Source organism: Roseburia hominis A2-183 (assembly GCF_000225345.1).
Lineage (GTDB): Bacteria > Bacillota > Clostridia > Lachnospirales > Lachnospiraceae > Roseburia > Roseburia hominis.
Genome location: NC_015977.1, coordinates 176733 through 193924, shown reverse-complemented (window position 1 = coordinate 193924; position 17192 = coordinate 176733). Strand labels below are relative to the sequence as shown.

At 49.1% G+C, this 17192-nt stretch carries 13 protein-coding genes; all 13 read right to left on the bottom strand.

The features are described from left to right. Positions 1 to 4 precede the first annotated feature (4 nt). Positions 5 to 1198 carry an HAD-IIIA family hydrolase gene (locus tag RHOM_RS18085; RefSeq protein ID WP_143761634.1) on the bottom strand — a complete coding sequence of 398 codons (1194 nt, stop codon included), beginning with the start codon at positions 1196 to 1198 and terminating at the stop codon, positions 5 to 7. A gap of 125 nt (positions 1199 to 1323) precedes the next feature. Beyond that, positions 1324 to 3129: an aminotransferase class I/II-fold pyridoxal phosphate-dependent enzyme gene (locus RHOM_RS00855; RefSeq protein WP_014078387.1), complete on the bottom strand. Its 1806-nt coding sequence runs from the start codon at positions 3127 to 3129 to the stop codon at positions 1324 to 1326. A gap of 18 nt (positions 3130 to 3147) precedes the next feature. Continuing rightward, positions 3148 to 3903: a class I SAM-dependent methyltransferase gene (locus tag RHOM_RS00850; RefSeq protein ID WP_014078386.1), complete on the bottom strand. Its 756-nt coding sequence runs from the start codon at positions 3901 to 3903 to the stop codon at positions 3148 to 3150. A 93-nt stretch (positions 3904 to 3996) separates the two neighbouring features. Beyond that, the gene (locus RHOM_RS00845; RefSeq protein WP_014078385.1) at positions 3997 to 4824 is read right to left on the bottom strand and encodes a flagellin N-terminal helical domain-containing protein; all 828 of its coding nucleotides are present in this window, start codon (positions 4822 to 4824) and stop codon (positions 3997 to 3999) included. A 102-nt stretch (positions 4825 to 4926) separates the two neighbouring features. Further along, positions 4927 to 6651: an SAM-dependent methyltransferase gene (locus RHOM_RS00840; RefSeq protein ID WP_242823177.1), complete on the bottom strand. Its 1725-nt coding sequence runs from the start codon at positions 6649 to 6651 to the stop codon at positions 4927 to 4929. 37 nt (positions 6652 to 6688) lie between these two features. Next, positions 6689 to 7714 carry a glycosyltransferase family 2 protein gene (locus tag RHOM_RS00835; RefSeq protein WP_014078383.1) on the bottom strand — a complete coding sequence of 342 codons (1026 nt, stop codon included), beginning with the start codon at positions 7712 to 7714 and terminating at the stop codon, positions 6689 to 6691. Further along, positions 7711 to 9450 (bottom strand): methyltransferase domain-containing protein, encoded by a 1740-nt coding sequence (locus tag RHOM_RS00830; RefSeq protein WP_014078382.1) that lies wholly within the window; start codon positions 9448 to 9450, stop codon positions 7711 to 7713. The genes RHOM_RS00835 and RHOM_RS00830 overlap by 4 nt, the downstream gene beginning before the upstream one ends. Before the next feature lie 57 nt (positions 9451 to 9507). Beyond that, complete coding sequence (pseC, locus tag RHOM_RS00825) at positions 9508 to 10629, bottom strand: UDP-4-amino-4,6-dideoxy-N-acetyl-beta-L-altrosamine transaminase (protein WP_014078381.1); 1122 nt, start codon at positions 10627 to 10629, stop codon at positions 9508 to 9510. Continuing rightward, positions 10629 to 11876 carry a glycosyltransferase family protein gene (locus RHOM_RS00820; protein ID WP_014078380.1) on the bottom strand — a complete coding sequence of 416 codons (1248 nt, stop codon included), beginning with the start codon at positions 11874 to 11876 and terminating at the stop codon, positions 10629 to 10631. The genes pseC and RHOM_RS00820 overlap by 1 nt, the downstream gene beginning before the upstream one ends. 11 nt (positions 11877 to 11887) lie before the next feature. Then, positions 11888 to 12922 carry a UDP-2,4-diacetamido-2,4,6-trideoxy-beta-L-altropyranose hydrolase gene (pseG, locus tag RHOM_RS00815; RefSeq protein ID WP_014078379.1) on the bottom strand — a complete coding sequence of 345 codons (1035 nt, stop codon included), beginning with the start codon at positions 12920 to 12922 and terminating at the stop codon, positions 11888 to 11890. A gap of 4 nt (positions 12923 to 12926) precedes the next feature. Continuing rightward, on the bottom strand, positions 12927 to 13955 hold the full coding sequence (gene pseI, locus RHOM_RS00810; RefSeq protein WP_014078378.1) for a pseudaminic acid synthase: 1029 nt from the start codon (positions 13953 to 13955) through the stop codon (positions 12927 to 12929). 59 nt (positions 13956 to 14014) lie between these two features. Beyond that, entirely contained in the window at positions 14015 to 15358 is a 1344-nt protein-coding gene (locus RHOM_RS00805; RefSeq protein WP_014078377.1) for a methyltransferase domain-containing protein, read from the bottom strand. Positions 15359 to 15368: 10 nt separating this feature from the next. Continuing rightward, positions 15369 to 17192 carry a GNAT family N-acetyltransferase gene (locus RHOM_RS16430; protein ID WP_014078376.1) on the bottom strand — a complete coding sequence of 608 codons (1824 nt, stop codon included), beginning with the start codon at positions 17190 to 17192 and terminating at the stop codon, positions 15369 to 15371.

Below are 17192 nucleotides of genomic sequence, written 5' to 3'. Positions count from 1 at the left end.
TGCATCACTTTAATATATCATCCACGGCGTGCCTCAATGTATAGCTGTTATCCACAAGTATTCCACGGCATCCTGCCGCATGCGCCGCCTGCATATCCCGTTCATCATCTCCGATCATTATACACTCCCGGAGGTTCAGTGAAAAATCTCTCTGCGCCTGAAATAACATACCTGGTTTGGGTTTGCGGCACTCGCATCCCTCTTCCCAGTTATGTGGACAATAATAAATCGCATCTATGGCTGCTCCAATCTTTGCCAGATCCGCCTGCATCTTGTGATGAATCTCAGCCAATGTCTCCTCTGTCAGATTCCCTCTTGCAATTCCAGGCTGATTTGTAATCAAAATCAGACGACACCCCGCCTCTTTCAGCATACGAAGCGCCTCTTTTGCGCCATCTATCCACACAAACGCTTCCGCACTCTCAATATAGTGCGCTCTGGGTGGCTTGACATTCAAGGTTCCATCCCTGTCCAGAAAAATGGTCTTTATCCCCGAGAAAAACTGCTTTGTCAATTCGATTCGTTCCCATGATCCAATGGAATAATATCTGTGTTCTGTAAGAGTCGCAAATAGTTTTCCGCTGTTGACAAGTTTGGGATACATCTCTGCCTCAAAATTGCAGTTTGCATCGGGTATCTGTTCGATTACCTGTTTTGAAATAATCGCATATCCTATATCAACCGCGTTCAGGTTCTCCTGAACCCGTTTTTTATCATAGCATCGTACACAGTCATCCCCGTCCAGCCTTAAATTGTTTTTCGTATAATGCTCCTTATTTACATATGCCGTAATCTGTACGGATGCATTATTTGTATCATAATCCTGCTGAAGCTTTTCAAAATCAATCGGGCAATAATTATCGCAGTACATCAACAGAAAATCTTCCTGTAAAAAGCTTTCTGCCGCTTTTATTCTTGCACCAGTTTCATACTCTACTGGCGTTATACAATACTTGATTCGGACACCATACCGACTCCCATCTCCAAAATACTCCGTCACTTTCTCCGGCAAATATCCCAACAAAATGACAACATCTTCTATTCCAAAACCTTTAATCTGTCTGAGCAGGTAGCCCAGAAACGGTTCCCCGTTAAACGGATACATCGGTTTCGGATCATGTTCCGTAAATGGTGCCAGACGTTTTCCGTAACCTCCTGCAAGTATCACTGCCTGCTGAACATTTTTTCTCTTCCGCATCTTTCCCTTTCCACGCAAAAAAGCATCCTGCTACCGGATGCTTTTTGATCACATTATATATCTTCCATGATTTTCTGACAGCCATCCATGCGCTTCTCATTCATTATATATTATATCGGCTATCCTTACAAAAACTTTATTTTCAATGCCTCTGCCAGCTGCTCATTCTCCCTGCGGCTTCTTACCGCAATCCGGACATACTGTCTTCCGTTCGCAATCTTTCCCGTGAGATCCTTAATCAGAATCTGCTCTTCCAGAAGCTCTGCCGCCAGTTCCTCACTCTTCCTGCCATTGACCAGCTCGCACATAAAATAATTTGCCGAGGACGGATATACCTTCAATCCCTCGATCTGGCACAGCTTCCGGTAAAACCGTTCTCTCTCTTTCCGCAGTTCCACAAGTGCCTCTTCATAATCTTTCTTATACTTATCAAGAATCTGCATAAAAAATTCTGCCATGGAATTGATATTCCAGATGGACACCGCCTTCTTTATCCGGTCGAGCCGCTCCTTGTCCTGCGACGCCAGAATCCCGAGGCGCAGTCCCGGCACCCCATAGGACTTTGAAATGCTTTTTACGATGTAGAGTCCGGGATAACGGTTCAGCATCTCATCCGTAAGCAGCGACGCCTCCTTATCCTCCGCGAAATCGAGAAAACTTTCGTCCAGAATCAGCGCAATGCGGCGCTCCTTTGTCCACTCCAGCAGCTGCTGCACCTCTTTTTTCCCGAAGCAGTGACCGGACGGATTGTCCGGATTGATCAGAACAAGTGTCTGTACCGGATGCTCTGCAAAATAGCCGATCAGATCCTCTGCCGTGTAGGCAAAATCATTCTGTCTTGCATCATAAACGACGCACTGCTCACTGCACCGGTTCGGATACTCCTCGAAGGTCGGACGGATCACGCCCACTTTTCCCGGAAGCTCCTCCAGCAGCGCCTTAATCAGCTCCGCCGCCCCGTTTCCAAGCACGATATGTTCTTCTGAAATACCGAATGTTTTTGCCGCCAGAAGACAGTTGACCCGCATCCCCGACGGATACTGCCGCACAAGGATGTCAAAGTTCGACTTTAATTCTTCCATCATGCGCGCCGGCGGAAAATACGGATTTACGAGATAGCAGAAGTCCTTTAAATGAGGGAATCTCCAGTAGCCGCCATACCGCGAAGTCAATTTTTTATACCGTTCCCCGGCATCTGCCGCAAACAGTACCTCCGCAATATCAAGATCCTGTATGTCGTCAATCTCATACCACCGCTGTCCTTCCAGGCGCTTTGCCCTCATGGTGTTTTTATCCAGCATCAGAATCAGCTTGATTACCGCTTCATAATACTCGTTATTCCCCATGACCCTGGCGTACGCTTCCAGAAACGGCACATACACATTCCGGGAAAAATCTGCACTCAGCTTGTAGATATTGACCGTCTTGTAATAGCGCTCCTTCTGCGAATACTCCAACAGCTTTCCCGGAATAAAATCGACAATCCGGTCGTCCTCATCCACAACCAGACATGTCCCGTCCATCCAGTTTTCAAACTTGTCCACAAGCGCCAGCGTCTCGCGCGAATCCTCAAGCAACAGGTCAATCAGCGCTTCCTCAAAAATCAGATCCGATTCCAGCAAAAGGGTATCCTCTTTCACAAGCCAGTCTTTTGCCATGGAGAGCGAGTATATGTTATTGGTTCTGTCATACACCTCATTGATGATGTATTCTACCGGCGTATCAATTCCCAGTCTGTCGACAAACTGCATCAGATTTTCACACTGATAGCCCACGACCATTACAATCCTCGACAGATTCTTCTTATCCAGAATGTATAGTGCTCTCTCTATCAGGCGCACGCCGCCCACTTCCACCATGCATTTTGTATTGTTCTGAGTAAGCTTTCCCAGACGTTTTCCCATTCCTGCCGCTAAAATAATTGCCTGCATACCGTCACCCTTCACGCATTATTCTTTATACAAATAGCAATCAAACACAAACCGGTTATTCCAGTACAGTTCGTTATCAGGTTGTACGATCTCACATCTGCCCCCGTGCTCCTCTGCAAATTGCAGGAACATCTCTCTGGTGTAAAATGTTTTGTCCAGCCCCGCATATACTTCATCATAATTCTCAACACACTTCCGGCGGTATGCCATGTGTTCGTCTTTTTTCTCCTGATCGTGCACTTCGGTGACAACAACCATCTTCCCCGCCTTCGCCCACATGCGTTCCAGCACCTTCTGCCCGTAATCAGCATCATTAAAATACTGAAACACACTGTCTGCCAGAACGACATCGTACCTCAGCTCTGTCGGCACCCTGAGCGCCTCCTCACATCCCACGTCCGCCTCCGGCACCACGCTTTGGGCTATGCGGATGAGGTTTTTGGAGTAATCCAGACCGCCGAGCACCGCCACATGCTTCAACGCGGAAAATAGATACAGATTCACACCGCTTCCACAGCCAATCTCATACAGACTGCCGATCGTTCCCGCACACCCCGTCTCGATCCGCTGCGCCATGCACTCCCACTGCAGGAAAAACGCCTCATAATATCCCTGCACATCCTGTGTATCAAATCCGTCCGCCCGTTTTAATTCCTTAAACATTTCAAATACGGTTGCGCGATTCTCAATCTTCGCGGTCCGCTTCTTCCATATCTTATCCCAGTTGTTCATTGCTCCATGTTCCCCGGCAAACGCCCGGGACGCCTCTGTCATCCCAGATGCTTATCTGCTTAAAAATGCTCATAAAGAGATAGGAAGGGCATTCGTATCAACAAACTGCCCCTCTTATCTCTTTATCGTGTCTGACTATTTCAAAATCTCAAGCACTGATTTTGCATCATCATTATACTGTGCCAGAATACTCTGGGATGCATGCACCAGAATCCGGTTGGTCGAATATAATACCATCTCCATATTCATGTTGGTGTCTCTGATCCCTGACTCCGCACTCTGCGTATTTTGTGATGTGTTGTCCGTATTGCGCACGGCATGTTCCAGACGCTCCTGCTGGCTGCCGAACTCGTCTCTCCAGAGCGCCGCCTGTTCAATCGCGTCCTGAACCATCGTGATGGATTCCGACGCCTTCGCATGCGAAGATACATTCACTTTGTCTGTGCCAAGGCTCTCCTTGCTCGCATTTACAAAATGGATATCTATCGCCTGTCCGTTCAGTGCCCCGGACTGTATGCGGTAATATCCCGGTGCCGCCTGCGGCGTTCCCTCCGCCAACATATACTGCTGATTGAAGTGCGTCGTATAGGCGATGCGGTCCACTTCCTTGTTCAGCTGATCCAACTCATCCTGAATAGCCCTGCGATCCGAGTCTGTGTTGATGTCATTGGCTGCCTGCGTCGTCAGCTCCACCATACGATCGAGAACATCCTGCGTCTCTTGGAGCGCTGCATCCGCCGTCTGCAGCATACTGATGCCGTCCTGTGAATTCCGGGAGGCTTTGTTCAGCCCTTTCACATGATGCCGCATCGTCTCTGATATCTGCAAGCCTGCCGCATCATCATTTGCTGTGTTCAGCTTGTACCCTGTCGCAAGCTTTTTGGAAGATTTTTCCATCTTCTTCACGTTATAGCGCAGCTGCCTGCTCTCACAGATTGCCGCCATATTATGATTAACCACCATGTTATTCTACCTCTTCCCTGAGATTTTTGATATACTTCTGATATTTATATCGAATCATCCGTGCTGTTTCTTTAGCATAACACTTCCGCTACTTTCAACTTTTTATTTCATAAGTTTCTTAACATTTGATATATAATCCATTGTACTATCAATACTGAATGCTCTTCCCATCATAACCTGTGCCTCATCGGACACTAAGTATCCAAACAATTCCCGGAGCTTTTCAAATGCTTCACAAGCATCCTGCATATGATAACGTGCAATTACCTCCGCAGACGGACATGCCCCTTCCAACTGAGGATATGAATAATACAACAATGTCAATGCATAGTATAAAATAAATTTAGCTGGCACTGCCTCCAAAACCCATTCCTGATCAAACCAAAGTATTTCTCCCTCACAATAAAATGCATTTCTAAAACTCATATCCAGAAAACCGATTTTTAATATTGGTCCAAATACTTCCTCGTTCTCTTCTATTCCCAGATCCAGTGTATATAATATATTATCCTTCCACGAAATTTGCTCAGAAGATCGCAATATTTCTCCATACACCAAATCTATCAATCTGTAAATTTCATCGGTGTTCTCTTCTTTTAACACGTTTAAAATTACGTCTTCCAAAAGCGGTTTTTCAATGTAATCACTGACCACCATCCCATTATCAGCCCTATATTCTACTATTTTTATACCCGCTTGTTTCAAAATATTTACATTTTTGAGCAGTTGCCTTATATGTGTCTGTGCGCATAACATCGTAAGCGGCTTCTTTTCAACGGTGCTATCCCTCGTAAATCTTGTTGCCATTCGATATTGTTCCTTGCGTTCGCTTGTTAATCTCGCAAATGTTATTTCCCCTAGCTGACTGCTGTCGGAGCACTCCACCAAAAATGAATTTGCAAAAAACTCAAACACATGATTTTCTACAATATCCATATAAAGATTTTTTTCATTTGCAATTAATGTGTTTTCACCGGCCGAGCTGTAACCTCTGAAATTTTCAGAATTTACCGTGTCTTTCTTACTTGGCAAAACATCCTGAGAGTAAATAACGGTAGGCAATTTATAATCCGGAAATGGATAATAAAAGTATGTATTAAGAAAACCACTTTCTCTAAGAAGTATGTCTAACGCTGTTTTTGAAAATGTCCTTACCCCTCTCTCAACATCCCTATACTGATTTATCCCTTCAAACGGTATTCCAACATGATCTTCTGGCATTCCGCACCAATATTTTAAACCGTACTGATTCTCTATTGCGACAAGCAATTTCCCATCTGGTTTCAGCAACTGCTTAATCTTAACCAAAAAGTCCATGTACGGATTTGTTGATTCCGTATAAGTCCCCTGGTATTCCAAAACGCCTATCAGTGTAATATAGTCATATTTTTTATCAAATTCAATATCATTCAAGTTTCCAACAATAATCTCAAGATTTTCTTTTTCACGGCACCGGAGAAGCGTTGCTGTTGCACGTTTTCTTGAGAGTTCCACTGCCGTAACATCCTTACATTCATCGCACAGTACACTTGTAATTGCGCCCATACCACAGCCAATTTCCAATACACTGCTATCTGGTTTGAATTTGTACCAATTTAGAATATTTTTTCGTAGCGGCGACAAATGATAATATATCGGCCAATTAAATTGCTCATAGACAGCATTGCTGTAGTCTTCCGGTCTATTTTCTGCAATTATCTTAATTATAAAATCTTCTACCTCGCCATCCGAATATAAATCTTCGTTCTTATACCACTGCAGATTAAATTTAGGGCGAGGATTCATTTTTGCAATTAACTCTTCATACATTCTTCTTTCTCCCTTCATCACAGCATAACTTCCAAACACTTTTCGCAAGTATTTTTCACATTTTACTTATAAATGCCTTTACCCGCTTCTGTATACTTTCTCTATTTTCCGCTTCATTCTCTACCCGGTACAGCTCCATCTGCCTTGGAATCATCGCCGCATAGGGAGACTCCCTATAGTCTGCCACCTCCGCCTTTACGGTATCCCGCAGCGTCTCATACATGGAATACGGCACTTCAAATCCGCGCTGCACCGCAAACAGCAGCGTCTCATAGAAATACGTATGCAGAAAATACAGCTTGATCTCCTCATAATACTCCCGGAAAAACGGCGTCTGCTTCATAAAATGCCACACGGCAAGCTGCACATCTGCATGCATCTGCAACGTTGTCATCTGACGCATATCCCGGCGCATGGTTCCCACCTCATTCTGGCGGTAGCAGTAAAAAGCTTCCGCCATGATTTCAAAGCGGTTTCCGTAGAACAACAGCGGATACACAAACAGCGGTTCTTCATAAATGACATGCTCGGCATAACGGACGCCCGCCCGCTCCACGAGCGATCTCCGGTACAGCTTGTTCCAACAGCCGTAGGTGATCTTCTCGCTGATAAGGAAACGCTTCCGCTCCTCCTTTGTCTGAATCTGGATGCTCTCGTCCGCGGTCGTCCTTCCCGACGCCACTTTTCCAAGTCTTTCCGTATAGTACACATAATCAAACTGTACGATATCGGCTTCGTTCTCCACCGCACGCCGGTATACCTTCTCAAGGAAATCCTTCTCCACAAAATCATCCGCATCGACAAACGCAAGATACTCCCCCGTCGCATAACCGAGCGCCACGTTTCGGGCGCCTCCCTGACGCAGATTTTCTTCCAGATGGATAATCATGATGCTCTCGGGATACGCGCGCTCAAATTCCTCCAGCAGCGCCCATGTCTCGCCCGCATCGTCCGATGCGTCATCCACAAAAATCAGCTCCAGTCCGTCGATTCCGATCGACTGCTGCACCAGCGACAGAAAGCACTGTGGAAGCCATTTCGCCGCATTGTGGCAGGGTACAATTACACTTACTTTTTTCATTCCGCCTCCCGCCCCCTCTTTGCCCGGAAAACATACTGGTACACCTGAAACAACTGTCTGTCCGCAATATGTGGAATCTGATACAGTGCGTTCATCAATTCTTCCGCTTCGGCATCCAGCTCTTCCGTATCGTAGGTCGCCATCATCTGTGTGACTTCCATTCCGCACCGTTCAAATACCCTCACAATACTGTCCATTGTGAAAAAGCGCAGATGCGTGCGGTCTAAAATTCCTGCGTCCTGGTACTCCAGCTTTCCGCGCAGAAGATCGCTGATTACATGGCGGTTTAAAATATTGGGAACACTGCACAGAATACTGCCGTCCGCCTTCAGATAGGGCAGTAATTTCTGCAGAATCCGCTCTGGATCATGCAGGTGCTCCAACACATCCGCCAGTATGATATAGTCAAACGTATCTTTTTCATACGGGATCTGCATGGTCTCAATGTTTCCCTGCCGGATATCCAGATAATTTGCACCGATTTTCGCAATGTCATCCTGGATCTCAATTCCGCTTACCTTCGCGTCCGGCCACTCATACGCAATATGCGCAAGCGTTGCACCGCATCCGCATCCCACTTCCTGCACGCGTATTCTGCTCTCTTTCGGCTCGGAAATCATCGCAATCAGTTCTTTTCTGCTGTAGGTATAATAGGACATATCGAAGCCCCATTTTTCCCGGAACTTCTCACTTGTAACTGAGAACGTCTGCTTCCAGATATCCGAGTTCCTGCCGTTTCCATGACCGTAATGCACGATAAAACTATTGTGGCAGAGGCGCATCTGCCACCCCGCCAGATTCAGCCGGATGCACAGATCTACATCCTCGTTCTGCCCCGGGGAAAACCGTTCATCCAGAAGTCCGACCTCATCCAGCGCCTTCCGTTTCAGCAGCATCGCAAATCCTACCAGCCAGGTCTTTTTCTCCAGCGCATTTTCCATGGGGATATTCATTGCCGTGCCGTATGTTATGTATTCCTCCACACCGGCAAGCTTCGCCTCAATTCTCTGCCCGTTGATCACGCTGTTTGACATGCTTCCCGTGGCGCCGATCCGTTCCTCCTCATATAACCCCATCCTAAGCCAGAAAATAGAATTGGGCAGAACAATCGTATCATTGTTCAGAAGAAGGATATCATTTTCCGGCTCTGCCGCCTTGATTCCCTGATTGCACCCAGCCGGAAAGCCCTTGTTTTCCTGGTTGCTCACGAGTGTCATATCTTTTTGCTCCCGAAGCCATTCCAGCGTGCCGTCTGTAGATGCATTGTCCACCACGACCAGCTCGTAGCTCGACGGATCGCAGGTGTCCCGGATGCTGCCGATACACTGCATATTCATGTCTTTGAGATTATACGTCAATATCACGATCGAAACCTTATGCACGCACCACCGGTCATCCTGCTGTACACGCTCTTTGTGCTGCTGTATGATCCTGCGATCGTCTTCATCGCTGCAATAATAGAGCGCATTTTCATAGCAGAGCCACGCCTGGTTGCAATTTTTGCGCTCATAATAATTGCCCAGCAGCAGATACAGTTCGTAATTTTTGTAATTGTACTGCAGTCCCTGCGCGATGCAGGTATAGGCGCCTTCCCAGTCGCCCAGCGCAGAGAAAACCGTTGCTGCCAGCACGGCGAGTTCATCATCCCATTCCCCGTTCATATACTGCCCGAGTTCTCTTCCGGCTTCCCTCCACGCATTCTGCTCAATAAGTTGCTTTAATCCTGCATATCCCATCCCGCTCTATTCTCCTGCTGTTTTCTGATGATCTGCCTCTCCCACACCATCCGCAAACTATTTTGTCAGCCGCTTCACCGTTTCAATGACCGTATCCTGCTGCTCATCGGTAAGTCCCGGATAAACCGGAAGGCTGATGATGTGCGAGTAGACTTCCTCCGCCACCGGACAATGTACTTCTCTGTAACCGTGCTCCTGGTAGTACGGATGATAGTACACCGGAATATAGTGGACATTCACTGCGATACCGTTCTCCCGAAGCTGCTCAAACACGGTCTTTCTGTCGTGATTCTTCACCTGTATGATATAGAGATGCCATCCGCTGTTCGTCTCCGGCAACTGATACGGCGTCATAATATTCGCGCAGTCCGCAAACGCCTCATCGTAGCGCTTTGTGATCTCCCTTCTGCGCGCAAGGAAGCGGTCCAGCTTCCGCATCTGGCTGCAGCCAAGCGCACACTGGATATCCGTCATGCGGTAATTATAGCCGAGATCGAGCTGCTGATAGAACCACGGTCCCTCATTTCTCGTCATCAGGTCCGGATCTCTGGTAATTCCGTGGCTGCGGAACAGCACTAATTTCCGGTACAATTCCTCACTGTCCGTCACAATCATACCGCCCTCGCCTGTCGTGATCGGCTTCACCGGATGAAAGCTGAATGTCGTCATATCCGACATGGAGCCGATGCGCCGTCCCTTATATTCCGAGCCGAGCGCATGCGCCGCATCCTCGATCACGATCAGATGATGCTCCTTTGCGATCGCATGAATGGCATCCATATCGCAGGGCTGTCCTGCCAGATGCACCGGAATAATCGCTTTGGTCTTATCCGTGATCTTGCGCCGGATGTCCTCCGGATCGATATTGTACGTCTGCGGATCAATGTCTGCAAAAACCGGCGTTCCGCCGCAGTACAGCACACAGTTGGCGGATGCCGCAAACGTGATCGGCGTGGTGATTACCTCATCCCCCGGTCCGATTCCCGCCGCATGGCATGCCGCATGCAGTGCCGCAGTATCGTTTGAAATAGCGACCGCATATTTCGCGCCGACATACTCTGCCACTGCCCGCTCGAACTCTGCCACCTTCGGTCCTGTCGTCAAGAAATCCGATTTCAGCACCTTTACTACTTCCTCAATATCATCTTCCTCAATCGTCTGTCTTCCGTATGGTATCATCACTGTTCCTCCTTGCTGTACTTTTCCAGTTCCATCTTTGCCCTCTTACTGTAGGAATACGGAATGCCCCTGTTTTCCTTCTGCATCCGCCTGTGAAAGGATCTAAGCCGCTCTGCACTCATTGGATCCGGCATATGCCATGTCTCCAGCTGCCCGAGAACCTTCTCCTTATCCAGCACGCCATGTAAGATCAGAATGAGAATGGCATCTACTGATATGTTACCGCTTTCTACCGCGTGAATCAATTCCTGATAATCCTGTGCCGGTCTGTCAAACTCCATGCGATGCAGCAAAAAGCGTACCGAGAGATAGGTCCGGCATATCGCTTCACAGCTGCCCGCCTGTGCCAGAAACGACGATCTTTTGCTTACCCTGCGATCCGTCTGCTCAATCTCACAGATAATCGCAAGCATCTCCAGCTCGGAGCTCTTCATCTGGCTCTGATGATAGATCCCGATGGCCTGACTGGCCTCGTCCCATTGCCCCTGGTCTATCATCCTGCGGATCGCCGCTGCCAGCTGACTGCTCAGCTGATCCCACTCTCCGCTCGAGAACAGCTCCTCCCCCTCCGGAACGTTGAAAAATTCCGGATACTCTTCCATACAGATTTTCCGGTTCCTGTCATAATTGGTGAGCTTTGCGAATCCGCAGTCGTGCACCACCCAGGGTTCTTCCTGATAAGGCACCACAATCTCATAGCCTGCCCTGCGGAATTCAAACGCCTGCGACACATCATAGAAATCAAAATCCGAAAACAGATCCTCTCTCCACGGCAGATCATACTGCGTCATCATCAGCAGCCCGTCCACCGCATCGACGGTCTGATCCTTGGTCTGGTTCGGCCCGCACAGCAGGACATAGGAAAGATCCGGCTCCCTGCAGTCCACTTTTCCCACATTCCAGGAAGAATAGACGACGCCGTTCTCCGGAATGCCGATTCCTCCAACCATCCCGATCATCCCCGTCTCCGGGTGCTCCTTAAAAATACGCAGCGTCTTCTCCAGGAAACGGCTGTCGCGGATAAAAACATCCTGATGCATATAGACTTTATATTTTGCATCGCTGCTTCGCATCCCCAGATTGTACGCCGCGCACATGGAATCCGCCTCCCAGATGCCGATCACATCTATGTCATATCCCGCCGGAACTTCCAGATGCTCTATGTAATACTTGCACTCTTCAAAATACAGCTCATTATTCACGCATATAATGAATGCGATTGTGTCTTTTCTGTCCTCTACCGGCATGATTTTCTACCTCATACATCTCTTTTATACTGCTGCAAAAATGCCGCAATCCGCTCTGCGCCCTTTCCGTCCACCAGCCTTCTCATCCGCTCAAAGCTCTGCGCCCTCTTCCCGGCGTCTTTCGTATAGCAGACCAGATTTTCACAGATTACATGCGGCGCATCATCCTTTTCTCTCACATCCCCCGCATAAATTAACAGGTTGTGTTCTGCCATCTCCTCCGCAAATTCCAGCTGATTGTCCGCAAACGCAAAACAGACCGTCGGAATCCCGCAGGCGCACAGTTCCAGAAGCGTTGTACCGCCCGCCGAGACCGCCACCTCGCACTGCTGCATGTAGCGCCACATATCGGGAATATTCTTGTGAAGTATGATCTTCGGGTTTGCTGCCGCCAGTTCACGCAGCATGTCCTCATTCCGGTTCATGCTTCCGACAATCACATGCCACAGATAGTCCTGCAATTCCTGCATCTGTGTGCCGTACGCAAGAATTCTGCCCGCCATATTGTAAGGATCGGTTCCGCCCGTCGAGAGAAGAATACTCTTCTCCCGTGGCTTATCAAAGGAAAGATGCGAAAACTCCTCCCGGAGCGGCGCATACAAAAGTCCGGTAAGGTACTGTACCCCGTCCTTTTCATGCAGCCCCTCCGGCGTCTTCTGTCTCTCCCTGCACGGTATATATTGAAGCAGCGCCGACACCTCGTAGTGTTCCCTTCTGAAATCGTCAACATAGAATACCGGCACCATCCGGTTTAATTCCGCCAGATAGCGCACCGTCGCACAGTAGGAATCCACAACCAGCCAGTCCACCGGCTGTGCCTGTAACCGCTGCTTCATGACCGGAAGTTCGTCCTCCAGCGCATCCCAGCGCGTCTCTAGAATCCGATAGGGAAATCCTGCCTTTGCGATCCGCTCCGTCTCTTTTTCCTCTGCCAGCCAAAACTCACACGTCAGCCCGCGCTTCCTGCACGCCGACGCGATCGAAAGCGTGCGCATCAGATGTCCGGTTGCCACCTGCTCGTTCGCATCCACCCGAAATACAATCATCTGTCTACTCCACCTCACCCGGAAGAATCGGCTCTCCGAAGCGGTACGCCTTTTTCGCCTTGCGCCCCAGCAGCGTGCGGTAATACTTCGGCTTGATACCGATGGCAGGCCGGATGCTGCGCACATTCTCCTCGGTGAAAGCCTCCCCCTCCGCAATCGGTTTTACCGCAACCAGCGATCTGCGGTATTTTAAACTGCTCTTCTCATGTTCGGTCAGCTCATAGGTCGCCTTTCCCTTAATCACGCAGGCATTCCGCACATCCTGCACCATCTGCGCAAATTCACCGATCTCCATGGAAAACGCTGCGTCCGGGTTGTCAATCGTCCGATCCAGGCATACATGCTTTTCGATGACCTGCGCTCCCACAGACACCGCCACAACATCCGCAAGTGATCCCATTGAGTGATCCGACAGTCCCACCGGCACGCCGAACCGCTCCTTCATATCCGCGATTGTTGCCACATTCATATCCTCATACTGCGCCGGATACTGGCTGCAGCATTTCAGCAGCACCACCTGCTCGTTTCCCTGTCTCCGGCACGCCTCAAGTGCCTCCCTGATCTCTTCCTCCGACGCCATTCCGCAGGACATAATCATCGGCTTTCCCTTGCTCGCCGTATACTCGATCAATGGAATATCCACCAGCTCAAAGGACGCGATTTTGTAGAACTCCACATCCAGATCCTCCAGGAAATCGACCGCTGTCCGGTCAAACGGCGTAGACAAAAAATCCACACCGACCTCCCTGCACTTATCCCGCAGCGCCTGCTGCCATTCCCACGGGGTATAGGCCGCCTGGTAGAGCTGATAATAATTATAGCCGTCCCACAGACCGCCCTTGATCTGATACGGTTCCTCCCTGCAGTCGATCGTGAGCGTATCCGCCGTGTAGGTCTGTATCTTCACACAATCCGCGCCGGCTTTTGCCGCCTCCTCAATGATTTTGAATGCATTCTCAATTTTTCCCGCATGGTTTGCGGACATCTCTGCAATCACATAGACCCCGCTGTTCATTTTCTCATATAGTTTCATCTGTGACAGCCGCCTCCCTTTTCTTTTCCACGTTCCAAACCGTTTTTCAACACGAATCCCTATTCTACGCGCTTCGCCTTCGCCTGTACCTGAAACTGGTACGCGAAAAACAGGTTCTCGTCGGTAATCTCCGACAGTTCCATCAGCCTGCCTACAAATTCCCGGTCCTCGGAGCTGACTCCGTTTGAGGTCATCCTTATCTCCTCCGCTTCCAGTTCCGTCCGCAGTAACATGCTAAGAATCTCTTTGTAGGTGAAAAAATGGATATGGGTTCTGTCGAGCAGTCCCCTGTCCTCATAGGTAAAATTGCCGTTGATCAGCCCCCGCACAACCGAGACATGCATCAGATTGGGGATGGACGCCAAAATGCTTCCGTCCTCTTTTAAAAAGCCTTTGCAATATGTCAGGGTTCCTTCCGGGTCTCTCAGATGTTCGAGGACATCCCCGAATACAATGTAATCAAAGGTCACTCCGCCAAAATCCATCTGGCGTTCTTCAATGTTTCCCACGGTCACTTTCGCAATACAGTTCGCAATCTCCGCCGCCGAAGGGTTGATTTCCACACCGTAAAGCTCTGCATTGGGATAACGGTTCTTTACCCCGAGCAGATTTGCCCCGCAGTCACACCCGATCTCGAGAACACGGATGGGGGCATCTTCCGGATCTGTGATGTAGGAAAGCAGTCCGGCGTTCGGAACGGCATTAAAGTAGTTCATGTTCCATTTTTTCTTCAGAATCTGCCGGTCTGACACTGCCCATTCCTCGTCTTCGTCCGCGGTTCTCTTTTCCGCAATCTGATAGAAGAACGCACCGCCGCTTTCAAACAGCCTGTACTGAAGCTTGATCCCCCTGACACAGTAATCCCACATCACATTCTCCGCAAGGGCAATCTTCTCATCAAAGGCTCCCACTTCTTCCAGCATTGCATACTTTAGCAGTACACAGCCTGCGGTCAGTTCCAGCTTCTGCAGATTCATCCCCGCCGCAATCTGCCCTGCCTGTATCCGCGAAATTGCCTCTGTGTAGCTTGGCGCGGTCTCTGAACCGTTCTGAATCACCTTCGGCATAACCGCACCGATTGTGCTGTCGGAGTACAGTAATCTCTGCATTTCTCCAATAGCATCCGGCAGTATCATATAGCAGGGATCAAGCAGCAAAATGTCCTCATCTGTGACAAACTCTGTTTTCGCATAGTTAAGAATGGTGCTGTAATTCTCTCTTCCCTCATCGCAGACAAGATAATTTATGCCGGGTCTCTCTTCCAGCCACTGGCGCAGCCCGTCCTGCGAAGCGTTGTCCACAATAATGAGATCTCTCTCCTCTATTCCGGCAAGCAGGCGGAGCGCCTCTATTTCCATCTGCACTAATTTCAACTGATTATGCGCGACAATGATTACTTTCATATTTTCTCCTTTATTTACCGTCTGCGTTCTGTCCGATTGCCCTGCGGTAAGAAAAACCGTAGTCTTCTCTCTGCTCTTCATAGCCAAGTTTCTGAAAAACTTTCTGTGATGCTATATTATCATTCTTTACTTCCGCAAGCAATTCTCTGCAAAATCCTTTTTCCGAAAGCTGCTCCTCTGCGGCTGCGAGCATCCACGACGCATAGCCATTTCCCCGCGCCCACTCTGCAATGGCATAGGATATTTCTGCGCTTTCACCCCGCTCATCCCGGTCCGCCCGCACCTGTCCCACCGGTGCACCGGCGTCTTCCAGAATGTAAATCCTGCAGTTCTCATTCTTCCGCTTCTGCTCATACCATTTCTGATGCTGCTCATAGGGAATCTCTTCCGTATGGAAAGAACTTGCCCGGACGAGCGGATCATTTCTTAGCTCGTACAAAAAACGGCAGTCCTGCGCATCCGCCGGTCTTAAATGCAGCCCCCGCATCCTGTCCTCCTGCTTTGTTTCACGCATCAGATATTCATTCAGGTACCGCGTCACTTTTGCCGCACCTGCGGCGTTTAAGTGTGACCAATCAAAAAAGTCCGCATCTGTAAATGCCGTCTGATCCCCGCCCAGATCAATCAGATCCGCGCCGTATTTGCGGCAGAGATTTTCCAGCACCAGATACGTCTGCCGCTTCATCTCCCCGCTCGTCAGCTCACAAAACTGCGCCGGGAACGGCATGAAGAGAAACACGGCCTTTATGTTGTTTTTCTGTAAAAACTCCAGCCAGCGTTCTAAAACCGCAAGATTCTCTTTGTATGTCTCGGGATACGGTTTGTGAAAAATACGCTCGATGGACTTTGCATCCTCTTTGCGCTGCTCCTTTGACGGCGTATAGATTTCCTCTCTTTTCGTCTCACAAATCTCCGCGATTCCCGGAAACCGTCCCAGAAAGTCGCGCTCCAGGAAGTCCTGCCCCATCAGTTTTTCACAGATTCTTTGGTCTTCCCATGCCTCGGCGGCGTCCTCTGCCCAGTCCAGATGATGCAGCTTTTTCGTCTGTGGGTAGAATCCCAGCACTCTTAGACTCTGTGATCCCCGTGACAGATCCCACCAGAGCCGGTACGCGCTCATTCCGATGATGCAATACTCCATCCGGCGTTTTTGTCTGTCCGTGATTTCGTCATATGCCCACAAAAAGCGGTAATAATCCGTGTACAGATCCTGCGACGGTCCCGCCAGACACATGATATCCCGCGCCAGTCTCTCATAGCAGATGCCCTTCTGCTCGTAGCTCATTCCGCATACGACGCCTGCCGCCGTTGTGACCTCTTTTTTATTTTTTATCTGCTGATACGTCGCCTCCGGGCTGATTTCGTTCATCAGACGGAAAAGATCAAACCGGAGCAGTCTTACCTTCCCGAACCAGTGTATCCCCGCTATATTTTCATACTGGGAACATATAATGATGTAATCACTTTCCCTCTGCCCGTCCGAAATCTGTCTTACGGTGCCAAGCAGATGAACCTGACTGACATCCAGCAGTTTTTCCACCGGCGCACAGTCCGCCGCCTCCCCCAGAAGCCATACCTGATATTTTTCCTGCTCTCTCTTTAAATCCGATACTCGGCCGACAATCTCTTTTGCGCACACATCATCCAGCCCTCCGCCGCTCTCCAGATCCCGGGCGCTCTTCTCCAGCGCCGCAAACAGCAGGTCAATCTGCTCCCTGTATGCCGCCTGATTGCTCATTCCATCTATGTAAGCGGCTATTTCACTTATGATCTGACATTTGCGCTCATATGCAGTCTGTTCCTGCAGCAGCTCATCCAAATCTCTCGCCGTCAT